Source organism: Amycolatopsis pretoriensis (genome assembly GCF_900107925.1).
Classification (GTDB): Bacteria; Actinomycetota; Actinomycetes; order Mycobacteriales; family Pseudonocardiaceae; genus Amycolatopsis; species Amycolatopsis pretoriensis.
Genome location: NZ_FNUJ01000005.1, coordinates 445,533 through 471,900 on the forward strand (window position 1 = coordinate 445,533; position 26,368 = coordinate 471,900).

Annotated in this window: 30 protein-coding genes and 1 pseudogene; 15 read left to right on the plus strand and 16 right to left on the minus strand. The window is 71.9% G+C overall.

Translation table 11 applies throughout. From position 1 onward, the window contains the following. Positions 1–43: 43 nt before the first annotated feature. From BLV96_RS23890 to BLV96_RS23910, 5 genes are all read right to left on the minus strand, one after another. The gene (locus tag BLV96_RS23890) at positions 44–589 is read right to left on the minus strand and encodes a hypothetical protein (RefSeq protein ID WP_086675664.1); all 546 of its coding nucleotides are present in this window, start codon (positions 587–589) and stop codon (positions 44–46) included. Beyond that, complete coding sequence (locus BLV96_RS23895; RefSeq protein WP_086675665.1) at positions 582–1,724, minus strand: hypothetical protein; 1,143 nt, start codon at positions 1,722–1,724, stop codon at positions 582–584. The genes BLV96_RS23890 and BLV96_RS23895 overlap by 8 nt, the downstream gene beginning before the upstream one ends. Positions 1,725–1,738: 14 nt before the next feature. After that, positions 1,739–2,131 (minus strand): FixH family protein, encoded by a 393-nt coding sequence (locus tag BLV96_RS23900; RefSeq protein WP_086675666.1) that lies wholly within the window; start codon positions 2,129–2,131, stop codon positions 1,739–1,741. Continuing rightward, positions 2,128–3,525, minus strand: coding sequence for a hypothetical protein (locus tag BLV96_RS23905; protein ID WP_208608306.1), 1,398 nt, complete (start codon positions 3,523–3,525; stop codon positions 2,128–2,130). The genes BLV96_RS23900 and BLV96_RS23905 overlap by 4 nt, the downstream gene beginning before the upstream one ends. A gap of 96 nt (positions 3,526–3,621) precedes the next feature. After that, entirely contained in the window at positions 3,622–4,467 is an 846-nt protein-coding gene (locus tag BLV96_RS23910) for an alpha/beta fold hydrolase (RefSeq protein WP_086675667.1), read from the minus strand. A 53-nt stretch (positions 4,468–4,520) separates the two neighbouring features. On the opposite strand from BLV96_RS23910, the gene BLV96_RS23915 reads away from it, so the two are divergent. Continuing rightward, positions 4,521–5,096 carry a CGNR zinc finger domain-containing protein gene (locus tag BLV96_RS23915; RefSeq protein WP_086675668.1) on the plus strand — a complete coding sequence of 192 codons (576 nt, stop codon included), beginning with the start codon at positions 4,521–4,523 and terminating at the stop codon, positions 5,094–5,096. 88 nt (positions 5,097–5,184) lie between these two features. Here the strand turns inward: BLV96_RS23915 and BLV96_RS23920 are convergent, their stop codons facing one another. From BLV96_RS23920 to BLV96_RS23930, 3 genes are read right to left on the minus strand one after another with little or no spacing between them, the layout of a single operon-like run. Beyond that, on the minus strand, positions 5,185–6,054 hold the full coding sequence (locus tag BLV96_RS23920) for an oxygenase MpaB family protein (RefSeq protein WP_086675669.1): 870 nt from the start codon (positions 6,052–6,054) through the stop codon (positions 5,185–5,187). Next, positions 6,054–6,629: a TetR/AcrR family transcriptional regulator gene (locus BLV96_RS23925; protein ID WP_086675670.1), complete on the minus strand. Its 576-nt coding sequence runs from the start codon at positions 6,627–6,629 to the stop codon at positions 6,054–6,056. The genes BLV96_RS23920 and BLV96_RS23925 overlap by 1 nt, the downstream gene beginning before the upstream one ends. Further along, entirely contained in the window at positions 6,596–7,972 is a 1,377-nt protein-coding gene (locus tag BLV96_RS23930; RefSeq protein WP_086675671.1) for an amidase, read from the minus strand. The genes BLV96_RS23925 and BLV96_RS23930 overlap by 34 nt, the downstream gene beginning before the upstream one ends. Positions 7,973–8,059: 87 nt before the next feature. On the opposite strand from BLV96_RS23930, the gene BLV96_RS23935 reads away from it, so the two are divergent. Then, a complete protein-coding gene (locus BLV96_RS23935) occupies positions 8,060–9,088 on the plus strand; it encodes a D-cysteine desulfhydrase family protein (protein WP_086675672.1) in 1,029 nt (342 codons plus the stop codon). Positions 9,089–9,169: 81 nt separating this feature from the next. Here the strand turns inward: BLV96_RS23935 and BLV96_RS23940 are convergent. Both BLV96_RS23940 and BLV96_RS23945 read right to left on the minus strand, forming a co-directional pair. After that, positions 9,170–9,733: pseudogene (locus BLV96_RS23940) on the minus strand (DUF998 domain-containing protein); the annotation flags it as partial. A 35-nt stretch (positions 9,734–9,768) separates the two neighbouring features. Further along, positions 9,769–10,554 carry a protein phosphatase 2C domain-containing protein gene (locus tag BLV96_RS23945; RefSeq protein WP_167379709.1) on the minus strand — a complete coding sequence of 262 codons (786 nt, stop codon included), beginning with the start codon at positions 10,552–10,554 and terminating at the stop codon, positions 9,769–9,771. A 106-nt stretch (positions 10,555–10,660) separates the two neighbouring features. Between BLV96_RS23945 and BLV96_RS23950 the strand changes: the two genes are divergently transcribed. Together BLV96_RS23950 and BLV96_RS23955 are read left to right on the plus strand one after the other, a co-directional pair. After that, positions 10,661–10,870 carry a sigma factor-like helix-turn-helix DNA-binding protein gene (locus BLV96_RS23950; RefSeq protein WP_086675674.1) on the plus strand — a complete coding sequence of 70 codons (210 nt, stop codon included), beginning with the start codon at positions 10,661–10,663 and terminating at the stop codon, positions 10,868–10,870. Then, positions 10,870–11,397: a Clp protease N-terminal domain-containing protein gene (locus tag BLV96_RS23955; RefSeq protein ID WP_086675675.1), complete on the plus strand. Its 528-nt coding sequence runs from the start codon at positions 10,870–10,872 to the stop codon at positions 11,395–11,397. The genes BLV96_RS23950 and BLV96_RS23955 overlap by 1 nt, the downstream gene beginning before the upstream one ends. Here BLV96_RS23955 and yczE read toward each other — a convergent pair. Continuing rightward, positions 11,394–12,014, minus strand: coding sequence for a membrane protein YczE (gene yczE, locus BLV96_RS23960; RefSeq protein WP_086675676.1), 621 nt, complete (start codon positions 12,012–12,014; stop codon positions 11,394–11,396). The two genes, BLV96_RS23955 and yczE, sit on opposite strands and share 4 nt — an antisense overlap. Before the next feature lie 61 nt (positions 12,015–12,075). On the opposite strand from yczE, the gene yczR reads away from it, so the two are divergent. Then, positions 12,076–13,521 (plus strand): MocR-like transcription factor YczR, encoded by a 1,446-nt coding sequence (yczR, locus tag BLV96_RS23965; protein WP_167379710.1) that lies wholly within the window; start codon positions 12,076–12,078, stop codon positions 13,519–13,521. A 498-nt stretch (positions 13,522–14,019) separates the two neighbouring features. Here the strand turns inward: yczR and BLV96_RS23970 are convergent, their stop codons facing one another. Both BLV96_RS23970 and BLV96_RS23975 read right to left on the minus strand, forming a co-directional pair. Beyond that, positions 14,020–15,258 carry a hypothetical protein gene (locus BLV96_RS23970; protein ID WP_244180429.1) on the minus strand — a complete coding sequence of 413 codons (1,239 nt, stop codon included), beginning with the start codon at positions 15,256–15,258 and terminating at the stop codon, positions 14,020–14,022. A gap of 446 nt (positions 15,259–15,704) precedes the next feature. Beyond that, on the minus strand, positions 15,705–16,871 hold the full coding sequence (locus BLV96_RS23975) for a pyridoxal phosphate-dependent aminotransferase (protein ID WP_086675679.1): 1,167 nt from the start codon (positions 16,869–16,871) through the stop codon (positions 15,705–15,707). 29 nt (positions 16,872–16,900) lie between these two features. On the opposite strand from BLV96_RS23975, the gene BLV96_RS23980 reads away from it, so the two are divergent. Continuing rightward, positions 16,901–18,199, plus strand: coding sequence for a DUF445 domain-containing protein (locus BLV96_RS23980; protein ID WP_086675680.1), 1,299 nt, complete (start codon positions 16,901–16,903; stop codon positions 18,197–18,199). A gap of 307 nt (positions 18,200–18,506) precedes the next feature. Here the strand turns inward: BLV96_RS23980 and BLV96_RS23985 are convergent, their stop codons facing one another. After that, positions 18,507–18,977 (minus strand): CGNR zinc finger domain-containing protein, encoded by a 471-nt coding sequence (locus BLV96_RS23985; protein ID WP_086675681.1) that lies wholly within the window; start codon positions 18,975–18,977, stop codon positions 18,507–18,509. A 90-nt stretch (positions 18,978–19,067) separates the two neighbouring features. Between BLV96_RS23985 and BLV96_RS23990 the strand changes: the two genes are divergently transcribed. The 3 genes from BLV96_RS23990 to BLV96_RS24000 are packed head-to-tail and all read left to right on the plus strand — an operon-like array spanning position 19,068 to position 20,419. Continuing rightward, positions 19,068–19,436 (plus strand): VOC family protein, encoded by a 369-nt coding sequence (locus BLV96_RS23990; RefSeq protein WP_086675682.1) that lies wholly within the window; start codon positions 19,068–19,070, stop codon positions 19,434–19,436. Positions 19,437–19,443: 7 nt separating this feature from the next. Next, positions 19,444–19,803, plus strand: coding sequence for a TFIIB-type zinc ribbon-containing protein (locus BLV96_RS23995; protein ID WP_208608307.1), 360 nt, complete (start codon positions 19,444–19,446; stop codon positions 19,801–19,803). A 1-nt stretch (position 19,804) separates the two neighbouring features. After that, a complete protein-coding gene (locus BLV96_RS24000) occupies positions 19,805–20,419 on the plus strand; it encodes a nucleoside/nucleotide kinase family protein (protein ID WP_086675684.1) in 615 nt (204 codons plus the stop codon). A gap of 33 nt (positions 20,420–20,452) precedes the next feature. Here the strand turns inward: BLV96_RS24000 and BLV96_RS24005 are convergent, their stop codons facing one another. After that, positions 20,453–21,592 carry a methyltransferase domain-containing protein gene (locus tag BLV96_RS24005; RefSeq protein WP_086675685.1) on the minus strand — a complete coding sequence of 380 codons (1,140 nt, stop codon included), beginning with the start codon at positions 21,590–21,592 and terminating at the stop codon, positions 20,453–20,455. A gap of 146 nt (positions 21,593–21,738) precedes the next feature. Here BLV96_RS24005 and BLV96_RS24010 point away from each other — a divergent pair, with 146 nt between their 5' ends. The 6 genes from BLV96_RS24010 (at position 21,739) to BLV96_RS24035 (ending at position 26,209) form a co-directional block, all read left to right on the plus strand. Then, positions 21,739–22,164 carry a helix-turn-helix domain-containing protein gene (locus tag BLV96_RS24010; protein WP_086675686.1) on the plus strand — a complete coding sequence of 142 codons (426 nt, stop codon included), beginning with the start codon at positions 21,739–21,741 and terminating at the stop codon, positions 22,162–22,164. Continuing rightward, positions 22,161–22,850, plus strand: a complete 690-nt coding sequence (locus BLV96_RS24015) for a hypothetical protein (RefSeq protein ID WP_086675687.1) — start codon at positions 22,161–22,163, stop codon at positions 22,848–22,850. Before BLV96_RS24010 ends, BLV96_RS24015 begins: the two co-directional genes overlap by 4 nt. A gap of 84 nt (positions 22,851–22,934) precedes the next feature. Then, positions 22,935–23,228, plus strand: a complete 294-nt coding sequence (locus BLV96_RS24020) for a DUF2516 family protein (protein WP_086675688.1) — start codon at positions 22,935–22,937, stop codon at positions 23,226–23,228. Positions 23,229–23,241: 13 nt separating this feature from the next. Next, complete coding sequence (locus BLV96_RS24025; protein ID WP_086675689.1) at positions 23,242–23,784, plus strand: YbaK/EbsC family protein; 543 nt, start codon at positions 23,242–23,244, stop codon at positions 23,782–23,784. After that, the gene (locus tag BLV96_RS24030; RefSeq protein WP_086675690.1) at positions 23,781–24,788 is read left to right on the plus strand and encodes an ornithine cyclodeaminase family protein; all 1,008 of its coding nucleotides are present in this window, start codon (positions 23,781–23,783) and stop codon (positions 24,786–24,788) included. Before BLV96_RS24025 ends, BLV96_RS24030 begins: the two co-directional genes overlap by 4 nt. Next, the gene (locus BLV96_RS24035) at positions 24,785–26,209 is read left to right on the plus strand and encodes an aromatic amino acid lyase (RefSeq protein ID WP_086675691.1); all 1,425 of its coding nucleotides are present in this window, start codon (positions 24,785–24,787) and stop codon (positions 26,207–26,209) included. The genes BLV96_RS24030 and BLV96_RS24035 overlap by 4 nt, the downstream gene beginning before the upstream one ends. Here the strand turns inward: BLV96_RS24035 and BLV96_RS24040 are convergent. Then, the gene (locus BLV96_RS24040; RefSeq protein ID WP_086675692.1) at positions 26,199–26,366 is read right to left on the minus strand and encodes a DUF397 domain-containing protein; all 168 of its coding nucleotides are present in this window, start codon (positions 26,364–26,366) and stop codon (positions 26,199–26,201) included. The two genes, BLV96_RS24035 and BLV96_RS24040, sit on opposite strands and share 11 nt — an antisense overlap. Positions 26,367–26,368: the final 2 nt, after the last annotated feature.

Below are 26,368 nucleotides of genomic sequence, written 5' to 3' on the forward strand. Positions count from 1 at the left end.
GCGACGGCGCGGATACGCCTGAGTGCCGAATGTGAGGGTTATCTCACCCGATTGCCGGAAGCTCGCCGCCGCGCAGCCGGCTTCGGGTCCGGCGCCAGGCCACCACGACCAGCACCACGAGCCCGATCAACGGCAACGTGCTGATCGCCCAGCTCAGGCCCATCGGCGGCCCCGGCTGTTCGAGCACCGGCAGCGAACGCAGCTCACCGGTGCCGGACCCCGCCGGGCCGTTGACGGCAAAGCGGAACGTCCATTCACCCGGCCGCGGCATCGACCGGACGTCCAGGCCCCAGGCGTCCCGCTTGCGCGGGTGCCGGACCAGCGGCTGCTTCCGGTTCTGCCCGCCTTCGGGGTTGATCATCGTGAGCGTGCCGGACTTGTCCTCGATCCCGCCGTCGGGGATGAACGTGAAGTCCAGCGACTGCATGGCCTTCAGCGGCCAGGTGCTGAACCCGACCGTCAGCCCGTACGGCCCGGCCTGCACGTGCTCGGTGTGCACGATGTTGACCGGCTCGTAGGCGTTCGCCGGCGCCGCGGTCGCGAACAGGAGCCCGGCGACGGCCGCCAAGGCCAGAAGTGTCTTACGCATCAGCGGTTTCCCCCTTCTCCGCGGGCGCCAGCAGGCACAGCATCCCGCCGAACCGCCACCCGGCGAACCCGCCGAGCAGCCCGAACAGGCCGCTGATCACGGCCGTCGTCGTCAGGTACCAGACCGGCGGCAGGTGCGCGCCGGTGTAGAGCAGGGTGCGCTGGACCGGCAGGCTCAGCCCGATCAGCAGCCCGGCGATCCCGCCGACCAGCACGGAAACGCGGCCCGCGCGCCACCCCCGGCGCCGGCCGGCCAGGTACCCGAGCTCCATCAGCGCCGCCACCGGCAGCAGCGCCAGCGGCGTCAGCGACGGCATCTCCGGCACGCCGGAAATCGCGTCCCGCAGCGGCAGGTCGACCAGATCCGCGTACGCCTTCGCCGCCCACGGCGAGAACCACCAGAAGATCCCCTGCACGGCCAGGACGAGCGCCGCGGTGCCGGCCGCGCCCCCGGGCCGCCGCAGGAAACCCGCGCCGACCGCGACCAGCAGGACCGCCATCATCGAGCAGCCGATCGAGACGGCGTCGGCGTAGTCGTCCGGCACCTGCTGCAGCCCGAGCGCGAGCACCGGCCCGAACGTGAGCAGCACGGTCAACGACGCCAGCGTCCCGATCCGGCCCCAGCGGTGCTCGCGCGCCGCGGCGAACACCGCGGTCGTGCCGATCAGCGACACCGTGATCGCCAGCAGCAGCCCGATGTGCGGCGGCGAGTCGATGACCGCGTCGAAGCCGTAGAGCCCGTGCCACCACTGGTCCCACAGGCCGTACAGCAGGAACGTGGCCGCGCCGACGCCCGAGACCAGGTAACCCAGCGGCGCCGCGAACGTCTTGCCGAAGACGTTGACCACGCGCCCGCCGACCCGCGGGTCGACCGGCCGGCCCGCGCGCCGCGCCGCCGTCGTCAGCAGCACGACGGCGAGGCTCGCCAGGCCGACGACCGCGCTGCCCGCGTACAGGAACAGGTGCGGCAGCGTGAAGAACGTGTCCGGCCCGACGTCGCTGTGCCACTGGATGTCCCAGGTCAGCCCGACCAGTGACAACAGCGAACCGCCGAGCACGACGTTCGCCGGCAGCAACCCCGTTCGCGCCTGTTTCGCCACCGGCGTGGTGCGCACGCCGGATGCGGTGAGATCCATTCCCCCGAACCTTTCTACTTGACGAGCAACGGAAAAACGACTTGGGCGGGGCCGCCGGGACCGCGCAGCGACACCGTGATCTCCCACTGCCCGGACATCGGCAGCCCGACGCCGGTGGCGCGGAAGTGGCCGGGCCCGTCCGGGGCGGCCGGTACCGCCGGGAACGCGTGCCCCATCTGCGCCATGACCGGCGCGACCGTGACGGCCTCGGGCGCGGGCCCGGTGACGGCCACGCCGAACGTGTTGCCGCCGATGCGCGGCTCGCCGGCGGAGAACTGCACGGTGTACGGCCCCGAAACCGCCTGCTGCGTCGAGGCTTTCGCGCCGCCGCTCGGCCAGAGCAACCAGGTGGCGCCGGCCACGACGACCAGCGCGACCACGGCGATCAGCAACGTCGGGCGTTTCATCGGCCGGCTCCTGTCGTCGGGACGTCCACCACGGCGGGGATGGTGAGCACGCGGTAGCCGCGTTCGGCCTGCAGCCAGATCCGGTACCGGCCGGGCGCGGCGAAGGTGTAGGTGAAGCTGACGTCCGGGCCGTACGCGGCGACCGTCTCGTCCGGGCGGTCGAGCTGGCCCGCGACCGGCGGGATCATCGCGTGGACGTGCGCCCACGTCGGTGCCTTCGCGGCGCTTTCCCCGACGGGGCCGGTGATCGGCCCGGCGATGATGAGGTGCCCGAGCATGCCCAGCCACGGCTGGAGGTCCTGGGTCTTGAAGTGCGCCGTGATGGTGGTCGGCGTCCCGGGGGTGACGGTGAGGTCGACCGAGGTGCCGTCGACGGTCCGCGGCCCGGCGCCGGGTGGTTCGGGCGCGGGGGCGCCGGTGCCGGTCAAGTCCACAGTGGACCGGACGAGCTGGACCCCGCCGCCACGCCGGACCAGTTCGGCGGCGACCGCGTACGTGCCGGTTTCCGGATCGGTGACGCGGACGCGGTAGTCGCCGGGGCCGACGCGCACCGGGTGCAGATGGCTCATCCGCCCCGACGGCGAGACCAGGACGAGGTGCACCAGCGCGTTGTCGTGGATCAGCAGGTCGTCCACCGGGCGGCCGGTGGCGCCGTCGGTGAGGTTCAGCTCGAGCCCGCCGGGTTCCGCGTGTGCCGCGAGGTTCACCGGTGGACGCGAGTAGTCCACTGTGGACAACTGCGTGTTGGCGTACGGGTCGGTGACGTTGTCGTAGGTCGGGTCGAGCTGGCTGCCGGGCGCGGGCGGCGGGGGAGTGCTCGCCGACAGCAGCGCGCCGGTGACCGCGACGGCGATCGCGGCGACCGCACCCCCCGCCGGGACCAGCGCGAACGCCGTCCGCCTCGCCTTGACGCCGACGACCAACGCGAGCAGCAGGAACGCACCCGCGGCGACGAACCCGCCGTACGTCGCCTTCTCCCACGGCGGGACGACCCGCGCGGGGACGATGAACGGAATCGTCGCGGCCGGGCCGGTGCCGTCGCTCAGCGACAGTTCCCACGGTCCTGGCTTGTCGACTTGGAGATTTCCCGCGTACACCCCGGGTTCGGCGCCGAGTGTGACGTCGGTGCGGGCGCTCGGCACGCCGTCGGCCGCGACGGTCAGGTGCAGCGTGCCGGGCGGCGAACCCCGGTGCGTCACGACGTCGACCCGCAGCGGCGACGGCGTGACGTCGACCCGGCGGATGATCACGGTCAGTTCGCGCGCGCCGAGCGTCTGCGCGACCTGGACGTCGGTGCCGGCCGGTGCGCCGTCGGCGTGCGCGGTCCCGCCGCCGGCCGCGATCCCCAGCACGGCCAGCAGCATCAGCAACGCGAATTTCGGTTTGGTCCCCATCGTGGGTCCGAACCTAGCGACGGCCGCGGGTGGCGGGCGTCACGGCGGCGAGGGAATTCCGGTCCCCAGCGCGGGGGACCGGAGCCCCCGGGAGTCTCAGGGGCCGAGGAATTTCCGCAGGTGAGAAACCACTTCTTCCGGCTGTTCTTCGGGCAGGAAGTGTCCGCATTCGGCGAGGGCTTCGCCGGTGACGTCGTTCGCGTATTCGCGCCAGATCTCGAGCGTCGGCAGGGTGCCGAGCAGGCCGTTCGCGCCCCAGAGCGCGAGAAGTGGCTGGGTGACGCGCTTCCCGGCTTCGAAGTCGGCGTCGTCGAGTTCGGCGTCGTCCGGGAAGGAGGCGCGGTAGTCGTCGAAGCCGGCCCGCAGGGCGCCGGGCTGGGAGAACGCGCGGACGTACTCGGCTTGCGCGTCGGCGTCGAGCGCGTGGCGCTGGTAGGTCCAGCGTTCGAAGAAGTAGCCGAGGTAGGCGGCGATGTTCTGGCCGGCGAGCAGTTCCGGCAGGTCGGGCTGGAGGTGGAAGAGCCAGTGCCAGTAGGCCTTGGCGATGCCGGTGTCGAGGCGTTGCCACATCGCGCGGGTCGGGGCGATGTCCAGGACGGCGACGCGGTCGACCTGGTCGGGGCGGTCCAGGGCCCAGCGGTGGGCGACGCGGCCGCCGCGGTCGTGCCCGACGACGGCGACTCGCTCGAAGCCGAGGCGCTCGGCCAGCGCGGCGACGTCGGCGGCCATCGTGCGCTTGTCGTAGCCGGTCTTCGGCTTGTCGGTGCGGCCGTAGCCACGCAGGTCGGGGGCGATGACGGTGTGCGTCTCGGCCAGTGGTGCGAGGACCTTGTGCCAGCAGTGCGAGGTCTGCGGCCAGCCGTGGAGGAGGAACAGCGGCGGGCCCTCGCCGGCTCGCAGGTAATGCATCCGGAGTCCGTTGACGCTTTCTAACCGGTTCATAGGGTTAGAGGGTAGCTGTCCTTCTAACTGTCGGCAACGGTTAGAATGAAGGCATGGAGTGGGCATTCGACGGCGGACGGCCGTGTCTCGACCTGGTCAACACGCTGCGCGCGCGGTACGCGGCCGGGGTGGAAATGCTGACGGGACCGGACGCGCTGGCGGAATGGCTCTCGCTGGCGGGGTTCACGACGGGACCGGTGCCGGTGACGGCCGGGAACGTGCTGGCGGCAAAGGCGCTGCGGGAGGCGATCGACCGGGTGCTGCTGCCGCCCGAGGAGCCGGACAAGATGGACATCGAGCTGGTGAACAACGCGGCGGCCTCGGCCCCGGCACCGCCGCCGAGGCTGGTGCTGGTGGCCGGCCGGCTCCGCCGCGAGGTCCCGGCCCCGAAGGACCCGGTGGCGACGGCGTTCGCGGCACTGGCGGCGGACGCGATCGACTTGGCGACGAGCGACGCGGAGGTCCGGGTCTGCGCGGCGGACGACTGCGGAATCCGCTTCTGCGACGCGTCCCCGAGGCGCAACCGGCAGTGGTGCTCGATGTCCCGCTGCGGGAACCGGGCGAAGGCCCGAGCTCACTACGCGCGCACCGGTCCACAGGCAAAGCGAGATGTGGAAAACCCGGCCTAGCAGGCTCTGCGCCCCGGGTTTCCGTCGTAGGCGGCCGATACGCTGGAACCGGGGGGCGCCCCCGCGGGCCCGCACCCGCGATCGGCCTTCAGGCGCGGGGTGACGCCGAGCCGGGGCCCTGGCCGCCGATCAACCGCTCGTACACCTTCGGGTGCGCGCGCAACCACACGTTGAGCTTCCCGATCCACCGCATGTGCGCGGTCCGCAGCCCCGCCGGGATCGGTGTGGCGACAAGCCGCACGGCAGAAGCGAACCGCCTGAACCGCCGCTCGTCCCGGGAAGTCCACAGTAGACCGAGGCGTTCGCGGAACTCCGGTGGCAGCGTGGCCCGGAGCAGGAACAGCTGGATCCGGCCGTGCCACCGCCACCACGAGTCCGGCAGCCAACGCACCGGCTTCGGCACCGTCCGGATCGTCTCGAAGAGCTGCTCGATCGCCGGATTCATCGAAAACCCGGCCACCATCGAGTCGTAGTACCGCTCGAAAGCCGCCCAGTCCGGCGGCAGATCCCGCTCCCGCACCCCGAGCATCCGCCCGACGTCGCACATCTGCGCGTAGTACTCTTCAAGCTCCGAAGAGGACAGTTGACGCCCGAAAAACCGTTGCGCGTCAACCGGAACCTTCACAAGAGTTGCGTGCACCCATGCATACGCCAACGGATCCAAGGCGCTGTAACGGCGGCCCGACGCGACACCGGTGAACGACCGGTGCAAAGCACGCAACCGGGCCGCTTCGAAACGCGCGCCCGAAGCACCGCCGTAGACGTAGATCGACAGCGACGCCCCCGTCCGCATCAACCGCGTCCACGGGTCGGACGTGTAGTCCGAATGATCGCGCACCCCCGCCGCGACGACCGGGTGCGCCACCTGCAGCACCAGCACCTGGCCCGCCAGCAGCCCGTCGCGGAAGTCGCCGAAGTACTTCCACGCCGCCGTGCCGCGGACGATCGGCCGGGCCATCAAGCCCCGCGCAGCAGCATCATCAACGGCTCGGCCACCGGAGTGTCCGTCTCGCCCGTCGCCAGGCGCCGCAGCTGCAGCCCCGCGATCAGCGCGACCACCGGCCCGGCCAGCCGCCGCGGCTCCGGGACTCCCAACGCGGCCAGGATCGTCACGGCCAGCTCGTCGTACGCCGCGAAGCACCGCGAAGAAGCTTCGTGCAGCTCGGGATCCCGCGCGGACTGCAAGTACAGCTCGTGCGCGCCGAGCTCGTCGGCGCCGAACGGCAGCTGCGCGATCACGTGCTCGACCACCGACGCCGCCTGCTCGACGCTCAGCCCCTCGCAGCGGTAGCCGTCGACGATCGCGCCGAGCTTCGCCGTCTCCTCCTCGACGAACAGCAGCATCGCCTCGCGCAGCAACGCCGTCTGGCTGGGGAAGTGGTAGGTCAACGTGCCGAGCGAAACGCCGGCCGCGGCGACGATCCGGCGGTTGGTCAGCCCGCCGACACCGTGCTCGCCGACGACGGTCAGCGCGCCGCGCAGGATGGCGTCCCGGGTGCTTACCAGCTTGTCTCGGGATGCCGCTCCGGCCACCGTTCGACCTCTTCCAGTTGCGCGGCGAGCGAAACCAGCCGCTCCTCGGCGTGCGACGAGCCGAGCAGCTGGGCCCCGAGCGGGAGCCCGTCGGCCGTGAGCCCGGCCGGGACGTTGACCCCCGGCCAGCCCAGCACGTTCCACGGCCAAGCGTACGGGCACGCGGCGATCATGGCCTGGTCGGTCTCCCAGCCGGACAGCCCGTCGAACGTGCCGATCGGCGGCGGCGGGGTCGCGGTCGTCGGGGTCAGCAGGACGTCGACGCGGCCGAACACCGAGCCGATCCGCCGGTGCAGTCCCGGCTCCAGCGCGCGGGCCAGCCGCAGCGCCGGCCCGGCCAGCAGGCGGCCGTGGCCGGCGTTGCTGCGCGTGCGCTTGTCGAGCCCGGTGCGGTCGGGCACCCGCAACGTCCAGTCGCGGACGCCGGTGAGCGAGCGCGGCAGGAACGTCAGGCCGATCAGCCCGTAGTCCGGTTCGACCTCGACGATCTCGTGGCCCAGCCCGGCGAGCGACTCGGCGAGCCGGCGCACGGAAGCTTCGACGACCGGGTCGAGCCGGGTTTTGGTGGCGGTGAAGGGAATCCGCGTCGACAGCCCGATCCGCAGCCGGCCCGGTTCGCGCGCGGCGCCGGTGCGGAACGTGCTCCCGGTGTCCGCGACGACGTCCAGCAGCAGCGCGGCGTCCCCGACGGTCCGGGCGAGCGGGCCGAGCACGGTCAGGCCGTGGAACAGCTCGCTTTCGGTCGGGATCCGGCCGCGCTGGGTCTTGATGCCGACGAGCCCGGTCCACGCGGCCGGGATGCGCACCGAGCCGGCGCCGTCGGACCCGAGCGCGGCCGCGATGGCCCCCGACGCCACCGCGGCCGCGCTCCCGCCCGAAGAACCCCCGGGGGTGTGGCCGGGGTGCCACGGGTTGCGCGTCACGCCGAAGGCCGGGCCCTCGGTGAACGGCCACTGGCCCAGCTCGGGGGTGTTCGTCTTGCCGATGATGATCGCGCCGGCCGCGCGCAGCAGCGCGACAGCGGGCGCGTCGGTGGTCGCGCACGGGAACTCCCCGGCGCAGCCGAACGACGTGGGCAGGCCGGTGAGGTCGACGTCGTCCTTGATCGCGACGGGCACGCCGAGCAGCGGTTTCCGGTCGCCGGCCCGGAGCCGCTCATCCGCTTCGGCCGCTTCGGCGAGCGCCGCGTCGTCACGCAGGTGCTTGAACGCGTTGAGCGTGGGCTGGCTCGCGTGGGCGCGCCCCAAAGCCGTGGCGGTCAGCTCGGCCGAGGTGACTTCGCCGGCGGCGAGCTGCGCGGCCTGCGCGGCGAGACCGGTGAAGTCCAGGCTCGTGGCGGTCATGGGCACCTCCCGAGGGCTCTCGTTCGTTCGAACGAACGTTACCGGATACCGGCGGTTTTCGGCCACCCTTGCGGCAGACTGGGGCTCATGACGTTCGACTTCGCCGGCTTCCCCGACGCCGCCCTCGCCGCGATCCCCCGTGTCGACCTGGGCGGCTGGCCGACCCCGCTGCACGAGGCACCCCGGCTCGGCGAAGCGCTCGGCCTGCGGAACCTCTGGCTCAAGCGCGACGACGTCCACCCGCTCGGCGCCGGCGGCAACAAGCTCCGCAAGCTCGAATACCACCTCGGCGCGGCCAAGGCGGCCGGCGCCGACACCGTGATCACGTTCGGCGCGCTCCAGACCAACCACGGCCGCCAGACCGCCGCCGCGTGCGCGAAGCTCGGCCTGCGCTGCGAACTCGTCCTCACCGCGAAGGTCCCGCGCGACGGCGACGCCTACGAACGCGGCGGCAACATCCCGCTCGACAAGCTCTTCGGCGCGACCGTCCACGTCTGCGCGGACGGCGACGAAACCGGCCGCACGTACGACCGGCTCGTCGCCGAGGCGCGGAAGGAGGGCCGGAAGGTCTTCACCGTCCCGGTCGGCGGCTCCAACGACCTCGGCGCGCTCGGGTACGTCCGGGCGACGCTCGAACTCGCGAAGCAGCTCGAAGAACGCGGCATCGAGCGCGCCCACCTCGTCGTCCCGCACGCCAGCGGCGGCACCGCGGCCGGGGTGACCCTGGCCGCCGGGCTCCTCGGGCACCTCGGCGTCGGCATCGCCTGCGTCAGCCACCCGCTCGACGAAGCCACCGAGAACCTGCACGACCTCGTCGCGGGCGCGGCCAAGCTGCTCGGCGTCGAACCGCCGCCGCTCACGCACGCGAAGCTCGGCGACTCGACGCTCGGCCCCGGCTACGGCATCCCGACCGACGCGGTCTGGGACGCGCTACGGCTTTTCGGCCGCACCGAGGGCGTCGTGCTCGATCCCGTGTACACCGGCAAGGTGGCCGCCGCGCTGGTCGAATGGGCCGGCCACTTCGCCCCGGACGACCACGTGGTGTTCCTGCACACCGGCGGGATGCCCGGCCTGTACGGCTACGCCCCCGAATTCGCGGCGGCCGTCGAAGGCTGACTCGAGCCGGGTCGCGACCCGGAGCAGGGTGAGCAGCAGGACGACGTCGGCGAGCAGGAGCAGCCGCTGCGTGACGCCGATCGGGAACGCGTCCGAGATCTCCCGGAACGGCTCGACCCCGGCCTCGCTCAGCCGCACGAACACGAAGCTGATCGCGAACAGCCCGAACGCGACCGCGCTCAACCGGATCGCCGTCACGACGGCGGCGCGTTCGGGGCGGCCCCGCAACGATTCCAGCAGCGAGATCGCGGCGCCGGGCAGGCTGAGGAACGCGACCAGGCACGCGTAGAGGTGGATTTCGCCGCTCACCGGGTCGGGCGCCTCGGGGTAGCTCGCCGGGAACACCGCGGCCGCGGCCAATCCGAGCGACCACAGCGCGAGCAGCAGCCGGGTCGTGCGCGACATCGGCACCCCCGCCGCGTGCAGCGCGCCGAGCACCGCCAGCGAGCCGATGGCCAGCGACAACACGCTCGCGGCGAGCATGCCGTCGCCGCGGTCGGTCACGGTGTAGCTCGACAGCGTGTCGTACACCGGGTTCCGCGAGCTGATGATGTGCAGCACGACCGCCGTGAACAGCCCCCAGCCGATCGCGCCCAGCGCCACCAGCCGCCACGGTCTCGTGCGCTTCCCCTGTTCCGTCCCCATGCCATTCAGGTTCTCGAAGAACGGCACGGCCGTGATCAGGGAAGACCCTGAATTCCCCCGGATGCGAAGTCGATCAGCACCAGGGCTTGGTCGTCGTGGCGCTTCGGCCGCGGCCAGCGTTCGCCGTCCGGATCCTGCTTTTCGGCGGTCCGGACGGCGTCGAGCACGGCGTCCGGCCCGTCGGCGCGGGTGATCGCGAGGACTTCCCGCCAGTCGAAGAGTTCGTACTGGTCGACGCCGATGGAGACGCCGTCGCTGGCGAGCACGACGGCGTCGACCGTGGTTCTTCGCCAGCTTCGCCGGACTGCGTGCGCGGCGGCGCCCGGGTCGGCTTCGGCGACCCAGAAGCCGTCGTGGGCGTTGCGCCTCCGCCGGACGTCGGCGCCGGTCTGGAGCATGCCGCGCCTGCGCAGCCGCGCGAGCCGGTCGTCGGAGACGACGTCGACACCGAAGCCGCCGAAGCCGACGACGGGACTGTCGGCGAGCACGAGCGCGTCCACTCGGTTGTCGAGCCACCGCACGGCGGCGACCGTGCTCGACGGTGACCGCTGGGGGCGGAGGGCGTTCTCGCTGGTGACTTTGGCGATGGCGCCGGTGAGGGTGTCGGTGAGGTCGGCCTCGGGAGCCGCGCGGAGGTCGTCGGCCAGGCGCTGGGCCAGGCGTTCGGCGTACCAGCCGCCCGGGGGTTGCGAGGGGTCGGACGAGGTCGCGCCGTCGAGGAGGAGGACCGCGTTGTCCAGCACGACGACGTGGTCTTCGGTCGGGCGGGGGTGGCCGTCGGCGCCCACCCCGGCCCGCTCGGCGATCACGATCTCGGGCACCACCCGACTGTACGTCGGGCGTCGGCGACCTTCGCGCTGACGCAGGGAGTGGGCGGCCTGTCAACTCAGGTTGACAGGCCGCCCATGTCAACGTAGGTTGACAACCATGACGGAAGCGACGGACCTGGCCGCCCGGGCCGGCGACCGCGATCCCCGGGTGGGACTGCGTGCGGTCGCCGCGCTCCGGCGGCTGGTGGAACAACTGGAGGCCGTTCAGGTCCGCAGTGCGCGGATCGACGGCTGGTCGTGGCAGGAGATCGCCGCCGAGCTGGGGGTCAGCCGGCAGGCCGTGCACAAGAAGTACGGGAGGCACTGATGTTCGAGCGGTTCACGGCGGACGCGCGGCTCGCGGTCGTCGAAGCGCAGATGACGGCCCGGCAGTCCGGGTCGGTGGAAGTCGGGCCGGTGGACCTGCTGGCCGGCTTGCTCAAGACCGGGGTCCCGCTGCTCACCGAGCTGGGCGTCGCCACCGACGACCTGGCCGCCGAACTCGAACGGACGAGACGGCGGGGCGGGGTCAGCGACGCCGACGCCGAAGCGCTCACCGAGTTCGGCATCGACGTCGAGCAGATCGTGGAAAGCGTCGAGCGGACCCACGGCGAAGGCGCGCTCGCCGGGCGGCTGGGGCCGGCCAAACGCGGGCACGTCCCGTTCACGTCCCAGTCGAAGAAGACCCTGGAACTGAGCCTCAAGGAGGCCGTCCGGCTGGGCGACAAGCACCTCGGGCAGGAGCACATCCTGCTCGCGCTGGCCCAGCAGCGCGGCACCGACGACGTCCTCGCCCGGCGCGGCGCCGACTACCTGACGCTGCGCCGGGCCGTCCAGCAACGCAAAGCCGGCTAGCGCTCGCGCCAGGTCGTCAGCGGCAGCAGCGCCTGGGTCAGCGGGCCGATCGCCAGCGCGTAGAGCACGGTGCCGACGCCGACGGTCCCGCCGAGCAGGAAACCGGCGGCGACCACGGTGACCTCGATGCCGGTGCGCACCAGCCGGACCGACCAGCCGGTGCGCCCGGCGAGCCCGGTCATCAGGCCGTCGCGGGGACCCGGGCCCAGCCGGGCGCCGACGTAGGTGGCGGTCGCGACGCCGTTGAGCGCGACCCCGCCGGCCAGCAGGGCGATCTGCCACGCGAGGTCGTGCTGGTCCGGGAGGACCGCCCGCACGACGTCGACCATCACCGAGATGACCACGACGTTCGCGATCGTGCCGATCCCGGGCCGCTGGCGCAGCGGGATCCACAGCAGGAGCACGACCACCGAAATCAGGCCGGTGACCGTGCCGAAAGTCAGGCCGGTGTGCTTCAGGACGCCCTCGGCCAGCACGCTCCACGGCTCGAGGCCGAGGCCGGCGCGGGTGACGAGGGCGACGCTGGTGCCGTAGAGGGCGAGGCCGCCGAGCAGCTGGGCGCTGCGGCGGACGGGGTCGCGGGAGATCCGGACGGGCCGGAGGTCGATCTGAGCCACACTGGAACTATCCGTCCGGAGTGGCCTTGTAAACCATAGCCAATTCCAGGATATTGGCCTTATGGAAGCCGCAGTCCCACTGGGTGGACGCATCTCCGGACCGCGATTGGCCGTCATGCTGGGCTCCTGGCGGCAAGGCTCGCGGCAGGGGGCGGCCGACCTGGCCGCGGCGATCGAGCTGCAGGTGCTGGACGGCCAGCTCCCGCTCGGCACCCGGCTGCCCGCCGAGCGCGAGCTGGCCGACGCGCTCGGCGTCAGCCGGACGCTGATCGGCGCGGCCCTGGACCGGTTGCGGGAGAGCGGGTTCGTCGCGAGCCGCCGCGGGGCGGGCTCGTGGATCGCCGCGCCCGGACGCCGTCGCCGCGGCCCGCTCGCCCCGGCCGGCGACGGCTCGATCGACTTCACCCACGCGTCCTCGCCCGCCATCCCCGGCACGGCCGCGGCGGTCGACGCGGCCCGCGTCCGGCTCGCCGACCACCTCGGCGACCACGGCTACCAGGAACGCGGCCTGCTGAGCTTGCGCGAGAAGATCGCGCGGCGCTACACCGAGCGCGGGCTGCCGACGACTCCCGCGCAGGTCATGGTCACCAACGGCGCGCACCACGCGTTCGTCCTGGTCCTGCGGATGCTCGCCGGCCCCGGCGACCGCGTGCTGGTCGAGCAGCCGACGTACCCGAACGCCCTGGAGGCGATCCGGGCCGCGCACGCCATCCCGGTGCCGGTGGCCCTCGACCCGGGCGGCGGCCGCGGCTGGGACATCGCGGGCGTCGACGCGGCGCTGCGCCAGGCGTCCCCGCGGTTCGCCTACCTCGTCGTCGACTTCCAGAACCCGACTGGCCTGCGCCTGGACGCCGAAGGCCGCTCCCGGCTCGGCACCGTGCTGGCCCGCGCGCGGACGCCGGTCGTGGTGGACGAGACGCTCGTCGAGCTGGACCTGGAAGGTGACCCGCTGACCGGGCCGCCGCCGCTGGCCGCGTTCGCCGGCGACCTCGCGATCTGCGTCGGCTCGGCGTCGAAGACGCATTGGGGCGGGCTGCGGCTCGGCTGGATCCGCGCGTCCGAGGACCTGCTCGGCCGCCTGGTTTCGGCGCGCTACGCGGTCGACCTGGGCTCGCCGGTGTTCGAGCAGATCGTCCTCGGCGAGCTGCTGGACGACGACGCCGCGCTGAGCCGCCGTCGCGAGGAGCTGCGCGGCTACCGCGACGCGCTGGCCGGCGCGGTCCACCGGTACCTGCCGGACTGGACGTTCACGCTGCCGAAGGGCGGGCTCTCGCTGTGGTGCCGGATGCCGGAACCGGTCAGCTCACGGCTCGCGGTGGCGGCGGCGAGCCACGGCGTCCAGGTCGCGCCGGGCTCGCGCTTCGGCGTCCACGGCGGGTTGGAGCGCTGGATCCGGCTGCCGTTCTCGCTGCCGCCGGACCGGATCGAGGAAGCGGTCCGGCGGCTGAGCGCGGCCGAGGCGTCCGTCCGCGGCACGCCGGCGTCGCTGGACGCACCGATCGCATAAAAAACGAACCGGTGCGCTGGATGCGAGCCTGCTCCCAGGGATGGGCGGCGTTCGTGAGCATCCAGCGCACCGGTTCGTTGTTTCACACTCCCACGTCCGGGCGTGACCCCATCGGTGGGTGCCGCGGCTTCCCGGCACAGCCCCTCGACGTGCCGGGAAGCCGGCGGCTCAGACGTGCTCTTCGCGAGACGAGTCGCCGCTCGGCGCGGTGAGTGACGACTCCCGGAGCACGCCCGGTGTGGGTCCCGGCGCCACGGGGGCAGCGCGGCGCCGGGACCGGGATCCGACCCGGCCGGGCGCGGTCGGCCGGTCGGAAAGACTGTGGTTTCGCATGGCTTTCAGCCCCTGGGGTACGTCGGACGCGCGGGCGCGTCACGAGACGTGAAAGAGTCACGAATTTCGTACTGGAGCAGGGGAAACGTCACACTCTAACGGCGTGCGGTTGCGTCCTGTTGATCTTGTTTTGGACGCAGCTGTCCCCGGCTGCCCGGTTTCGGGTCAGTCGGGGGAGGTGGTCGGCAGGGCGGCTTCCCTGCCCGCGCCGTCGACCTCGTGGTCGCGGCTGGTGCCGATGAGCTTCAGCTGGGTGGTGGTGACGTCGTCGGTGTGGACGGCGAACGCGTGGCGGGCGCCGCCCGGGCCGTCGTGGCCGGGAGCCGCGGTCGGGGCCGGCGCGCTCGGGGCGCTGCTGCCACCGGGCAGGCCCGGGGTGCTGTCGCCGCCGCCGTTGCGCGCGTGGACACCGGAGTCGCGCGGCTGCTCCTGCTTGGCGGGCAGCGTGTTCTGCACCTCGACGAGGTGCACGACCGCGACCCGGGCGGTCTGCTGAGAGGTCGTCGTCGCGGTGGTTTCGGCGGGCGCGGTTTCGACGACCGCGGCGGCGGTCGCCGGCTGGGTGGCAGTGTCGGTGGTGACGCCGGGCACGGTGACCGTGACACCGCCGGAGTTCGAACTGCCGCCGAGGATCGGGTTCAGGACGTCGTCGAGCGGGAGCAGGACGGGCGCGTCCGGGTTGTCCGCGGGCGGCTGGGTGAGCGGCGCGAGAACGGTGTGGGACAGCGTGTTCGTCAGCGTGCTGACGGTGTCCAGCGTGCCGGACACGGTGGTGGTGACCGTGTTCAGCGTGCCGCCGACGACGTTCACGACGCCGCCGACGAGCCCGCCGAGCAGGCCGCCGTCGGACGCCGACGTGGTCTTCTTCGCGACGGGTTCGGTCACCGATTTGACCGTGCCGACGAGGCCGTTGAGCAGGCCGCCGGACGAGGTCGCCTTGGCGGCCGGTTCGGTCGCCGGCTCTTCGGCGGGCTGAGTGTCCTTCGTGGACTGCTCGGTCTCGGTGGTGCCGGCGTCGCTCGCGCCGGTTTCCGTCGTGTCGGCCGGCTGCGCGCAGGTGCCGGGTTCGCGGTGGCTCTTGCGGTGGTGGCCGTGCAGCAGGCCGCCGTGCTCCACAGTGGACGCGGCGGCGTGCGGGCAGCCGGCGGTCTCGGCGGCGGCCGCGGTGCTGCCGGAGAGCGCGCCGGTGAGCAGCCAGCCGGCGAGGGTCAGGCCCCCGGCGACGAGGATCTTGGCGGCGGGCCGCTGCAGCGCGGCCGCCCACGGGCGCGGCGTGCGCCCGCGCGTGCGAGAGGAATCCCGGGTGGGAAGCGGCTCACCAGCGGAAAGCCGCGGCCTCGGTTCACCCGCGGTGAGCGCAGGCCGCGCGGGAGCGCCGCGGCGTGCGTTCGCCGTGCTGCTCACCGCCACCACCACCGTCCGCGCCTGTGGCTCCAACGCTTCGCGCTCGAGTCCGTTCTTGCTGGGGTCTTTCTCCGGCCAGGTCGCAGTTCCCCCGGGGCTGCACTCTTTCTAGCACCGCTCGGGAGTCTTTCATCTCAACCGCGTTCGATCCAGCCCACAAGGCGGAACGGCCTGGCCCGGCAAGGCAACTGCGGCCGACGAGTTGATCACTCTCAGTGCCGTTCGGGGGTTTCTCTGCGGCCATTCGGACGAGTTCTGCAACTTGCACATTTGGGCGTTGACCTGATGTTTCGCGAATTCCGACCGCGAGCGGTGTCCGTTCGGTGGCGTTCGGTGGTCGTGAAAGAATTTTCGGCCAAGCGCTCGGAATGTGGAACGCCAGCCGCCGAGGTCCGTTTCGGGCCTCGCGGCACGCCGGCGGCCACCACCGAGCCGGATCTCGGTCGTCAGACCAGTTTGCGCAATCGGGTGACGCCCTCGTCGATGACGTCGTTGCGCTTGCAGAACGCGAAACGCAGCAGGTGTTTCCACTCGTCCGGGTGATCGGTGAACACCTTCACGGGCACCGCGGCCACCCCGACCCGCCCGGGCAGCTCCCACGCCAGGTCGGCGGCGTCGGTGAAGCCGAGCGGCCGCACGTCGACGCAGACGAAGTACGTGCCCGCGGTCGGCCGGACCGTGAACCCGGCGTCGGCGAGCCCGGCCGAAAGCCGGTCGCGCTTCTCCTGCAGCGACGCGCGCAGGCCGTCGACCCAGGGCAGCTCGTGGTCGAGCGCGTGCGCGACGGCCGGCTGCAGCGGCCCGCCGGAGACGAACGTGATGAACTGCTTCGCCGCTTTCACCGCCGCGACCAGCTCCGGCGTCGAGCAGACCCAGCCGATCTTCCAGCCGGTGCAGTTGAACGTCTTCCCGGCGCTGGAGATGCTCACCGTCCGCGGCCGCATGCCGGGCAGCGTGACCAGCGGGATGTGCTCGTTGCCGTCGAAGACGAGGTGCTCGTAGACCTCGTCGCAGATCGCGATCAGGTCGTGCTCGACGCAGAGCGTGGCCAGCGCCTCCAGCTCGGCGCGGGTGAAGACGGTCCCGGTCGGGTTGTGCGGCGAGTTGACCAGGATCGCCCTGGTCCGCGGGGTGACGGCGGCCCGCAGGCCCTCGACGTCGAGCCCGAACCGGCCGTCCGGGCCTTCGACGAGCCCGACGACCCGCCGCTCGGCACCCGCCATCGCGACCGCGGCGGCGTAGGAGTCGTAGTAGGGCTCGATGACGATGACCTCGTCCCCGGGCTCGGTCAGCGCGATCAGCGTCGCGGTGATGGCCTCGGTCGCGCCCGCGGTGACCAGGATCTCGGTGTCCGGGTCGTACTCGGTGCCGTAGCGCAGCCGGTGCCGCGCGATCGCGGCCCGCAGCTCCGGCCGGCCCGGCCCCGGTGGGTACTGGTTGGCCCCGCCGAACAGCGCGTTCTTGGCCGCGTCGAGCATGCCGGCCGGGCCGTCGGTGTCGGGGAAGCCCTGGCCGAGGTTGACGGCGTCGTGCTTCACGGCCAGCGCGGTCATCTCGGCGAAGATGGTCGAGGTGAACGGCCGGAGGCGGGGGACGAGAGCAGGTTCGCGCACGATCAGCCATCCTCACGGACAATGGTGATGTGGAGCAACTGACCCCCGCCAAGGTGACGCCCGCCGACCCGCCGGGCGGGCCCGCCGGCGAAGAGGAAAAGCGGCGCGCGCTGCGCAAGATGAAGCTGGTCGCGCTGTCGTTCCTGCTCGGTGCCACGCTCGTGTTCCTGCTCACGAGCTGGGCGCAGTCGGCGGGCTGGCCGGGCTGGGTCGGCTACGTGCGCGCCGCGGCCGAGGCCGGCATGGTCGGCGCGCTGGCCGACTGGTTCGCCGTCACCGCGCTGTTCCGCCACCCGCTCGGGCTGAAGATCCCGCACACGGCGATCATCCCGAACAAGAAGGACGCCCTGGGCAACAGCCTCGGCGACTTCGTCGGGTCGAACTTCCTGTCCGAGGAGGTCGTGCGCGACAAGCTCAAGCGCGTCGAGATCGCGCGCCGCCTCGGCGGGTGGCTGGCCCAGGAGGAGAACGCCGAGCGCGTGACGTCCGAGCTGGCCACGGTGGTCCGGGCGGCGGTTCGCGTGCTGCGTGACGAGGACGTCCAGGCGATCATGGAGCAGGCGGTCGCGCGGCGGATCATCGACAAGCCGTGGGGCCCGCCGCTGGGCAAGATCCTCCAGGGCGTCTTCGCCGACGGCGCGCACCACAAGCTCGTGGATCTGATGTGCGACCGCGCGTACGAGTGGGTCCGCGACAACCACACGACGATGCTGCGCGTGGTGTCCGACCGGGCGCCGAGCTGGTCGCCGAAGTTCGTCGACGAGATGCTCGCGGACAAGGTGTACGGCGAGGTGCTGTCGTTCGCGTGGGCGGTGAAGACGGACGTCAACCACCCGATGCGGCTCGCGCTGGACAAGTTCCTCGGCGAGTTCGCCCAGGACCTGCAGACCGACCCCGACGTGATGGCCCGCGCCGAGCAGGTGAAGGGCCAGATCGTGCACCACGAGGAGGTCCAGCGCCTGATCGGCTCGGCGTGGAGCACGGCGAAGGAGATGCTGCTGACGGCGGCGGAGGACCCGTCGAGCGAGCTGCGTCGCCGGGTGCGCTTGGGCTTGGTGTCGCTGGGTTCGCGGCTGGTTTCGGATGATCAGCTGCGCTCGAAGGCGGATGGCTGGGTCGAGGGCGCGGCCGCGTACCTGGTGAAGAACTACTCGCGCGAGATCACGACGATCATCACCGACACGGTCGAGCGCTGGGACGCCGAGGAGACGTCGCGGAAGATCGAGCTCCAGGTGGGGCGCGACCTGCAGTTCATCCGGATCAACGGCACGGTCGTGGGTGCGCTGGCCGGGCTGGTCATCTACGCCGTGGCGGAGCTGCTGTTCTGAGGGGCTGAGTCGTATACCACATCTGGGGGAGCCTCAAACGAGTTGTCCACAGGAAGCTGAGTTATCCCCGGGGTTATCCACAGGTTTTCACGGTGATGGCCTAATCGCTGTCCACAACGTGTGGGGGCTCGGGTGTGGGTGGCGTGGATATGTGGGGCTCGGACCTCGAGTTGTCCACAGCTGGTTGGGGGTCCGCCGCTCGGATGAGAGCCCCGGCCGCACGTCATGAACGACTCTTTCAGGGCGTCGGACGCGGTGAACGACTCTTTCATGACGTCCGAGGGTGGCCGGCGCCAGGCTTGGGGGGTCAGCCGGCCGCAGTCTCCGCCGCCCGGGCTCGCCAGCCGCGGGCCTTCTCGCGGTTGCCGCACACCCTCATCGAGCACCACGTCCGCGACCGGTTGCGGGACTCGTCGTAAAACGCCCACAGACACGTGTCCGCCGGGCAGATCTTCAGCCGGATCCAGTCGCCGCGGACCACCAGCCGGGCGCACGCCGCGAACACCGCGCCCACCACGTCGTCCGCCACCAGGGCCGGGCCGGCGTCCGTGAGGGAAATCCGCGTGCCCACGTCCAGGCTCCCGCCCGGCAACCTCGGGTCGCCGATCGCCGCGCGCAGTGCGTCCCGGGCCGCTCGGGCCTCGGGGGCCGCGTTGGGGGTCAGTGACCGGGCCACCGCCCACTCCCGCCACTGCCCGGGATCTTCGAGCAGGTCAGTGCCCTCTTCGACGTTGACCGTGTTGAGGAACTCCACGACGAGTGAGGCGTCGGTGTGCACCGAACCAGTGTACGGCGACCGGTGGTTGCCCTGGCTCGCGCTAACCCACATAATCCGATAGCTGGTTACTCGCGATCGAAGGGAGCGACGATGAGTGCGGTACCGACGCTGGGTGTGGTGGCCCTCGACTGCCCCGACCCCGTGGCGCTGGCCGGGTTCTACCGGGCCGTGCTGGAGTGGGACGAGCCCGAAGTCGCCGACGACGGCCACTGGGTCACCCTCGCCAACCCGGCCGGCGGTGCCGGGATCGCCTTCCAGCGGGTGCCCGACTACCGGCCGCCTTCGTGGCCGTCCGCGGAGAACCCGCAGCAGCTGCACCTGGACCTGAACGTCACGGACCTGGAAGCGGCGCACGAGCGCGTGCTCGGCCTGGGTGCGAAGCTGCTGGACGACGCCCCGAAGACCTTCCGCGTCTACGCCGATCCGGTGGGGCACCCCTTCTGCCTGTGCGCCTGCTGACCGATTTGTGCGTAGTCTCGCATGTGTGATTTGTCCGAAGTGTCAGAACCAGATGCGGACCGTGGACAAGAACGGCGTCCACATCGAGCAGTGCGACGGCTGTCGCGGGATCTTCCTGGACCGCGGTGAGCTCGAAGCGATCGCCGGTGCGGAGAGCTCCTTCTACGGCCACCAGCCGCCGCCCTACCGAGGTCACTCCGACTCGCCGCGGCCCTACCGCGGCGGCTACCAGGACTCGCCCAAGGCCTACCGCGGCGGCGGTTACGCGGACTCGCCGCGGCCGCACCGCGGGTACTCGGACTCGCCTCGTCCCTACGGTCACAGCGGCCACCGCAAGCGCGGCTTCCTCGAGAACCTCTTCGACTGAGGTGGGTCTCGACCTGCGGATCTGCCCGGCGTGCGGCGACCGGGCGGACCGTCCGCTCGTCGCCGGGGCCGTCCTCACGTGCCGCGAGTGCCGGCACGAGTGGCCGTTCCGCAAGCTGCCGCTGTTCGCGCTGACCGGTCCGAGCGGCGCCGGGAAGTCGACCATGGGGCCGCTGCTGGCCGAGCGGTTCGGCGGTGACGTCGTCGTGCTGGAGCAGGACATCCTCTGGATCGACGCCCTGCACGACGACGTCGCCGCGTTCCGCGCGGTCTGGCTGCGGATGGCGGCCGTGCTGCACCAGAACGGCCGCCCGGTCGTGCTGTGCGGCACGGTCGCGCCCCCGGAGTTCGAGCCGCTGCCGGAACGCGCGTTCTTCAGCGACATCCACTACCTGGCGCTGGTGAGCACGCCGGAGTCACTGGGCCGCCGGCTTCGGGCGCGCCCGGCGTGGCGGGAGTGGGACGAGCCGCGGATCGAGGAGATGCTGGAGTTCAACGACTGGCTCCAGAAGTCCGCGGACGAACTGGGTGTCGGTCTCTTCGACACCACGGACGTCTCGACGGCGGCCACGGCCGACCACGTCGAGAAGTGGATCCGCGACCGGCTGCCGGGTTGAGCCGAAGCGGCACTTTCACGTGAAAGTGCCGCTTCAGGCGAGGGGCCAGGTGCGGCCGTCCGGCTCGTCGAGCCAGAACTCCTGACGCTCTTCGGTGACCGTCACGCCGAAGCGGTCGCGGTCCGGCTTGCCCAGCTCGCACCACTCGACGTAAGCCGCTTCGACGAGTTCCCACAGCGCCCGCGGGCCGCCCTGGGCCACCTCGTCCGCGCCGCCGCGCTTGCGGTGGCGGACCCACGAGCCGTCCGGGTGGGTGAGCGAGACGCTGTCGTCCGCGGCATCCCGCACCGGCCGGACGCCGGGCAGGGCCAGCCCGGCGAAGAACTCGAACTGCTTGCGCGGCTGGAGCACCGCCGACATCGGCAGCCGCGTCTGCTCCCAGTCGTCCCGCGACGGCATCGGCAACCGGTCCGCTTCCGGCAGCCGATGCGCGCGCAGCGGCATGAACCGGCCGTCGCGCGCGAGGACGTGGCCCTGGCCGGTGCCGTCTTCGCCGGCGACGAGCCGGACCAGCCCGGCGCCGATCGGCCGGTTCAGCGTCGTCACGATCAGGCCGCCCGGCACGGTCTGCGCCAGCCACGCGGGCGGGATCGACGACACCGACGCCGTGCACAGCACCCGGTCGAACACGGTGCCGGCCGGGAAGCCGAGCGCGCCGTCGCCCTCCGCGCACGCCGGGCGGTAGCCCGCTTGCGCCAGCCGCTCGCGCGCCTCGCCGACGAGCACCGGGTCGATGTCCACTGTGGACACCTGACCGGCGCCGCAGCGGTGGCTCAGCAGGGCGGCGTTGTAGCCGGTGCCGGTGCCGATCTCGAGGACGCGCTGCCCGTCGCGGACCCGCAGCTCCTCGAGCATGATCGCCATGATCGACGGCATGCTCGACGAGCTCGTCGGCGTGCCCGCCACCGGCCCGGTGCGCCGGGCGAGCTCCCAGCGGTCCGGGTCGTCGTCCAGCTGCGTGACCAGCACGTCCCGCGAGTAGACGGTCTCCAGCCAGCCCGGGTCGTCCCGGTCGACCGCCGCCCACAGCCCGCCCGCCGGCGCGAAGAAGCGCGGCAGGAAGACGTGGCGCGGCACCGCGCGGAAGGCGGCGATCCATTCGGGCGCGTGCAGGACGTCCTCGTCGAGCAGGTGCTCGACGAGCCGCCGCCGCAGCCGGGCCGAGCGCGTCATGCGACCACGTTAGCGGTGAGGACCACCACAGCAACTGTTGCAAGCAGGGTGCTTGCAACAGCTAGCACTCGCGCGTACCGTCGAAGGTGTCGCGAGGAGGTGACCGGATGACAGAGACCGGTGGGACGCCAGGATCCGGCAGTCCCATGGAGAAGGTCGCGGACATCGCTTCCGACATCGGCGAGTACATCCGCCAGCAGCGCAACACCGCGAAGATCTCGTTGCGCCAGCTGTCGAAGCTCGCCGGCGTGTCCAACCCGTACCTGAGCCAGATCGAGCGCGGGGTCCGCAAACCCAGCGCGGAGATCCTGCAGCAGATCGCCAAGGGCCTGCGCATTTCGGCGGAAGCGCTGTACGTGCAGGCCGGGATCCTCGATCTGCCGACGGGCGGGCCGGTGGGTGACGCGATCCGCGCCGACGCCGAGCTGACCGAACGGCAGAAGCAGGTCCTGCTCGACGTCTACGAATCCTTCCGCCGGGAGAACGCCGCGGCACGGCCGGCCGCCGGGTCCGCTCCCACCCCAGGCACCACAGACACCGCGCAAGCCGCAGACACCAAGGAGTCAGCATGACCACCCCCAAGACCGAAGACGTCAAGAAGGCCGTCAACACCGCCCTCGACCAGGTCCGCACCCCGCTGCTCGCCGCGCTCGGCGCCGGCAACCTGGCCGGCCAGGCCGTCACCGACGCCGTGGCGAAGGCCCGCGAGAACGTGACCAAGGGCAGCGAGACCGCCCGCAAGAACCTGCAGGAGCTGCCGACCGACGTCGAGAGCCTCCGCGAGAAGCTGGACCCGGCCGAGCTGCGCAAGGTCATCGACGAGTACACCGAGGCCGCGCTCAAGCTGTACAACAAGCTGGCCGAGTCGGGCGAGCAGGCGTGGGACAAGTTCTCCGCGCAGCCGCAGGTCAAGAAGGCCATCGAGCAGCTCGAGGAGGCCGTGGCCACCGCGCAGGGCCAGGTCGAGGGCGTCACCAGCGAGGTCCGCGAGCGCGTCGACGGCGTGCTGGGCACCTTCACCAAGCGCACCCGCTCGGTGGGCGAGAAGACCGCCCGCAAGGTGACCGAGGTCGCCGGCGACGCCGCCGAGGCCATCGAGGAGCTGGGTGACGACGTCGCCCACGAGACCCGCTCCGCGAGCCGCAAGGTCGCGAACAAGACGGCCCCGAAGACGGCCACCCCGGCCCGCCGCACCACCGGCGGCACGACCACCAGCGCCGCCGCGAAGAAGCCGGCCGCGCCGAAGACCGACAAGTAAAGACGCCGTGAACCCTTCGGCCCCGCCACCGGACCCCGGTGGCGGGGCCGGGGTCGTTCGGGCGGTTTGCCGTAAGCTGTCGCTGTGCTGGTTGCCATCTGGATCCTCGAAGTCATCCACTGGGGCAGCGCGCTGGTCGGGCTCTTCGCCTTCGTGCACGCGCTGCTTCAGCGCGCCGACGCCTATTCCGCGGCGGACCGCAAGACGAAGCCCGTGTGGATGCTCATCACCGGTGGCGCGACGCTCGCCATGGTGCTGTTCCCCGTGATGGGGCCGGGGATGATCTTCTACGTGCCCGCGATGGCGGCGGCTCTGGTCTACATAGTGGACGTCCGGCCGAAGCTGATCGAGGTCCAGCGCGGCGGCCAGAGCTGGTAGCTAGGCTGGCGAGGTGACCTGGACCATCGCCGGGAGCCTCACCGTCGTTCCCGCACCCACGCGTACTGACCTGCTCGCCGAGCCCGTCGCCAAGGCGCTCGCCGCCCTCGTCGAACCGGATGGCGTCGGCGTTGCCGAGATCGATCCCGCGCTGGCCGATACCGCCGCCTTCTGCGAGACCTACGGTTCGCCGCTCGAAGCCTCCGCCAACTGCGTTGTCGTCGCCGGCAAGCGCGCCGGGGAAGTCCGGTTCGCGGCCGCGCTCGTGCTCGCCACCACCCGCGCCGACGTCAACGGTGTCATCAAGCGCCGCCTCGACGTGCGCAAGGCCTCCTTCGCGCCCATGGACGAAGCCGTTTCGCTCACCGGCATGGAGTACGGCGGCATCACGCCCGTCGGCCTGCCCGCCGACTGGCCGATCCTCGTCGACCAGCGGGTCGCCGACGCGCCCGAGCTCGTCATCGGCAGCGGGATCCGCGGCAGCAAGCTGCTGATCTCCGGCGCCTCGCTCGCCTCGCTGCCCGGCGCCGAGGTCATCGAGGACCTCGCCAAGTGACGTCCGTCTGGCTCCGGTACCTCACCGGTGCCGACATCGACTCGCTCGGCGTCACCGACGCCGACATCGTCGGCGCGGTCGAGGACGTGCTCGCCGACCACGGCCGCGGCCAGGTTGTCTTCGAGCCGCGTACGCACCTCGTGCCCGACAACGGCGGCAAGGGCCACTTCAACATCCTTCGCGGCCACCTCTCCGCGAAGCAGGTCAGCGGCGTGAAGGTCGTCGGTGACTTCGTGGGGAACTTCGAACGGGGCCTCCCTTCGGAAATGGCGCTGATCCTGCTGCTCGACCCGGACACGGGCATGCCGCGGGCCATCGTCGACGGCACGATGATCACCGAAGCCCGCACCGGCGCGATGACCGCCGTCGGCGCGAAGTACCTGGCGCGCCCGGACTCCCGGGTGCTCGGGCACATCGGTGCCCGCGGCACCGCCTGGTGGAACGTCGTCCTCCTCGACTCGTTGTTCGACTTCGCCGAAATCCGCGTGACCAGCAAGCGCCCGGAGTCCCGCGAGGACTTCGGCCGCCGGCTCTCCGAACGGCTCGGCAAGGACGTCCGCGTCTGCGCCACGGCCGAGGAGACCCTGGACGGCGCGGACATCCAGGTCGAGGCCTCCCGGCTGGTCGAACCCGAACCGCTGGTGCGGCGCGAGTTCCTCCGGCCGGGCACCTTCCTGGTGCCCTACGGCACGATCAGCGCCCTGGAGCTCACGCTGCTCGACGACATCGACAAGCTCGTCGTCGACGACTGGCGCGAATCGCAGTCCGGCAACCCGCGGTTCGGCGCCCTGCGCCCGCAGCTCAACGCCGGCCTCCTCACCGCGGACGGGGTCCACGCCGAGATCGGCGACGTCGTGGCCGGGAAGAAGCCGGGCCGCGAGCACGACGCCGAACGGATCCTGTTCTGGCACCGCGGACTGTCCACAACGGACGTAGCGGTGGCGAACATGATCCTCGCCCGTGCCGAGGCTTCCGGCGTCGGAACAATGTTGCCGTACCGATGATCACCGACGGAAGCGAGTTCGCCGACGGTGAACGGTTGGTTCTGGACAAAGCCCTGGTCACAGCGCTGAGGGAGCGCCGGAACGAGCTCTTGACGGCCCTCGAAAGCCGCGAAAAGCCCGTCTACGGCGTCAACACCGGCATGGGCCGGCTGGCGGGTGTCGCCCTCGACGCGCGGCAGCAGGCGGAGCACCAGCGCAACCTGCTCATCGGCCGCGCGGTCGGCGGGCCGCCGTGGCTCCCGCCCGAGGACGTCCGCGCGCTGCTTCTGGTGCGGCTGCGCGACTTCCTGCAGCCGTGGTCGGGCGTCAGCGCCGAACTGGTGCAGTTCTTGGTGGACCGTCTGAACGACGGCTTCACGCCCGCCGTCCCGCGCGGCGGGCTCGGCAGCTCGGGCGAGATCATCCCGCTGTCGCACGCCTTCCAGACGTTCCTCGGCATCGGCACGGTCCTCGATGACGGCGTCGAGACTCCCGCGGCGGACGCGCTCGCTCGCCGAGGTGCCGAGCCGTACGTGTTGGGGCCCAAGGAAGGCGCTTCGCTGCTTCAGGGTTCTCCGCTGGCCGTGATGCACGCGAACCGAGGCTGGACCGAAGCGCGGCAGCTCATCCAGCTGCAGACGCTCACCGAAGCGATGGCGATCGACGTCCTCGGCGCCCCGCGCGAGGTGTTCTCCCCGGTCATGGCGGGCGGCGACGACCACCTGCGGCGCCTGCTGGAGGCGCTGACCGGGATGGTCGGCGACGGGCCGGTGCGTTCGGAAGTCGTGCAGGCGCCGCTTTCCGTGCGGGTGGCGCCGCGGGCGCTGGCGCACGCCTCCCGCGTGAACACCGAGCTGCACGAGACCGTGACGCGCTGGCAGACGATGCCGGGGGACTCGCCGTCGTTCGTGGACGGGGACTTCCTCCCCGGGACGGCGTACCACGCGGTGGACCTCGGCCTGCGCATGGACGCGGTGACGGCCGCGCTCGCCCACCTCGGCGAGCTCTCGGTCCAGCGCACGCACCGCCTGCTCGACGAGCGCTTCAGCGGCCTCCCGCCGCAGCTCACGGCCGATCCCGGGCCGCGGGCGGGGCTCGTGCCGCTGCACAAACGGGCGGTCGGCGAGCTGCACGCGCTGCGGCGGCTCTCGACGCCCGCCACGCTCGGTTCTCTGGATACGTCGGCAGGTCAGGAGGACGTGCAAGCGTTTACGTGGGCCGCGGGGGAGCAGCTGCGGGCGGCCGCGACGCACCTGTTCGCGATCACGGCGTGCGAGCTGGTCACCGGCTCTCAGGCGCGGCACCTGGCGGCGGACGGGGTGCCGGGACTGGGCGCGGCTTACGAGTGGGTGCGGTCGGTGGTGCCGCCGGTCGAGGAGGACCGGCCGCTGGGGCCCGAGGTGGAACGGCTGATCGAAGCTTGCCGCTCGTTCAGCGGGTGATTTCGCCGATGTGGCGCCAGGTTTCGGGTGACACGGTCAGCGTGCCGGACGTCGGTGCCTTCGAGTCCCGTACCGCGACCGCGCCGGGCGTGAAGGCGACCTCGACGCAGTCACCTTGGTTACCGCCGGAGCTGTAGCTGCTCTTGCGCCACTGCACGA

Excerpts from the sequence above, each read along its gene's own strand:
- BLV96_RS23890 (WP_086675664.1), bottom strand. The coding sequence starts at position 589 with ATGCGTAAGACACTTCTGGCCTTGGCGGCCGTCGCCGGGCTCCTGTTC.
- BLV96_RS23895 (WP_086675665.1), bottom strand. The coding sequence starts at position 1,724 with ATGGATCTCACCGCATCCGGCGTGCGCACCACGCCGGTGGCGAAACAG.
- BLV96_RS23900 (WP_086675666.1), bottom strand. The coding sequence starts at position 2,131 with ATGAAACGCCCGACGTTGCTGATCGCCGTGGTCGCGCTGGTCGTCGTG.
- BLV96_RS23905 (WP_208608306.1), bottom strand. The coding sequence starts at position 3,525 with ATGGGGACCAAACCGAAATTCGCGTTGCTGATGCTGCTGGCCGTGCTG.
- BLV96_RS23910 (WP_086675667.1), bottom strand. The coding sequence starts at position 4,467 with ATGAACCGGTTAGAAAGCGTCAACGGACTCCGGATGCATTACCTGCGA.
- BLV96_RS23915 (WP_086675668.1), top strand. The coding sequence starts at position 4,521 with ATGGAGTGGGCATTCGACGGCGGACGGCCGTGTCTCGACCTGGTCAAC.
- BLV96_RS23920 (WP_086675669.1), bottom strand. The coding sequence starts at position 6,054 with ATGGCCCGGCCGATCGTCCGCGGCACGGCGGCGTGGAAGTACTTCGGC.
- BLV96_RS23930 (WP_086675671.1), bottom strand. The coding sequence starts at position 7,972 with ATGACCGCCACGAGCCTGGACTTCACCGGTCTCGCCGCGCAGGCCGCG.
- BLV96_RS23935 (WP_086675672.1), top strand. The coding sequence starts at position 8,060 with ATGACGTTCGACTTCGCCGGCTTCCCCGACGCCGCCCTCGCCGCGATC.
- BLV96_RS23950 (WP_086675674.1), top strand. The coding sequence starts at position 10,661 with ATGACGGAAGCGACGGACCTGGCCGCCCGGGCCGGCGACCGCGATCCC.
- BLV96_RS23955 (WP_086675675.1), top strand. The coding sequence starts at position 10,870 with ATGTTCGAGCGGTTCACGGCGGACGCGCGGCTCGCGGTCGTCGAAGCG.
- yczR (WP_167379710.1), top strand. The coding sequence starts at position 12,076 with ATGGAAGCCGCAGTCCCACTGGGTGGACGCATCTCCGGACCGCGATTG.
- BLV96_RS23990 (WP_086675682.1), top strand. The coding sequence starts at position 19,068 with ATGAGTGCGGTACCGACGCTGGGTGTGGTGGCCCTCGACTGCCCCGAC.
- BLV96_RS24005 (WP_086675685.1), bottom strand. The coding sequence starts at position 21,592 with ATGACGCGCTCGGCCCGGCTGCGGCGGCGGCTCGTCGAGCACCTGCTC.
- BLV96_RS24010 (WP_086675686.1), top strand. The coding sequence starts at position 21,739 with ATGGAGAAGGTCGCGGACATCGCTTCCGACATCGGCGAGTACATCCGC.
- BLV96_RS24015 (WP_086675687.1), top strand. The coding sequence starts at position 22,161 with ATGACCACCCCCAAGACCGAAGACGTCAAGAAGGCCGTCAACACCGCC.
- BLV96_RS24035 (WP_086675691.1), top strand. The coding sequence starts at position 24,785 with ATGATCACCGACGGAAGCGAGTTCGCCGACGGTGAACGGTTGGTTCTG.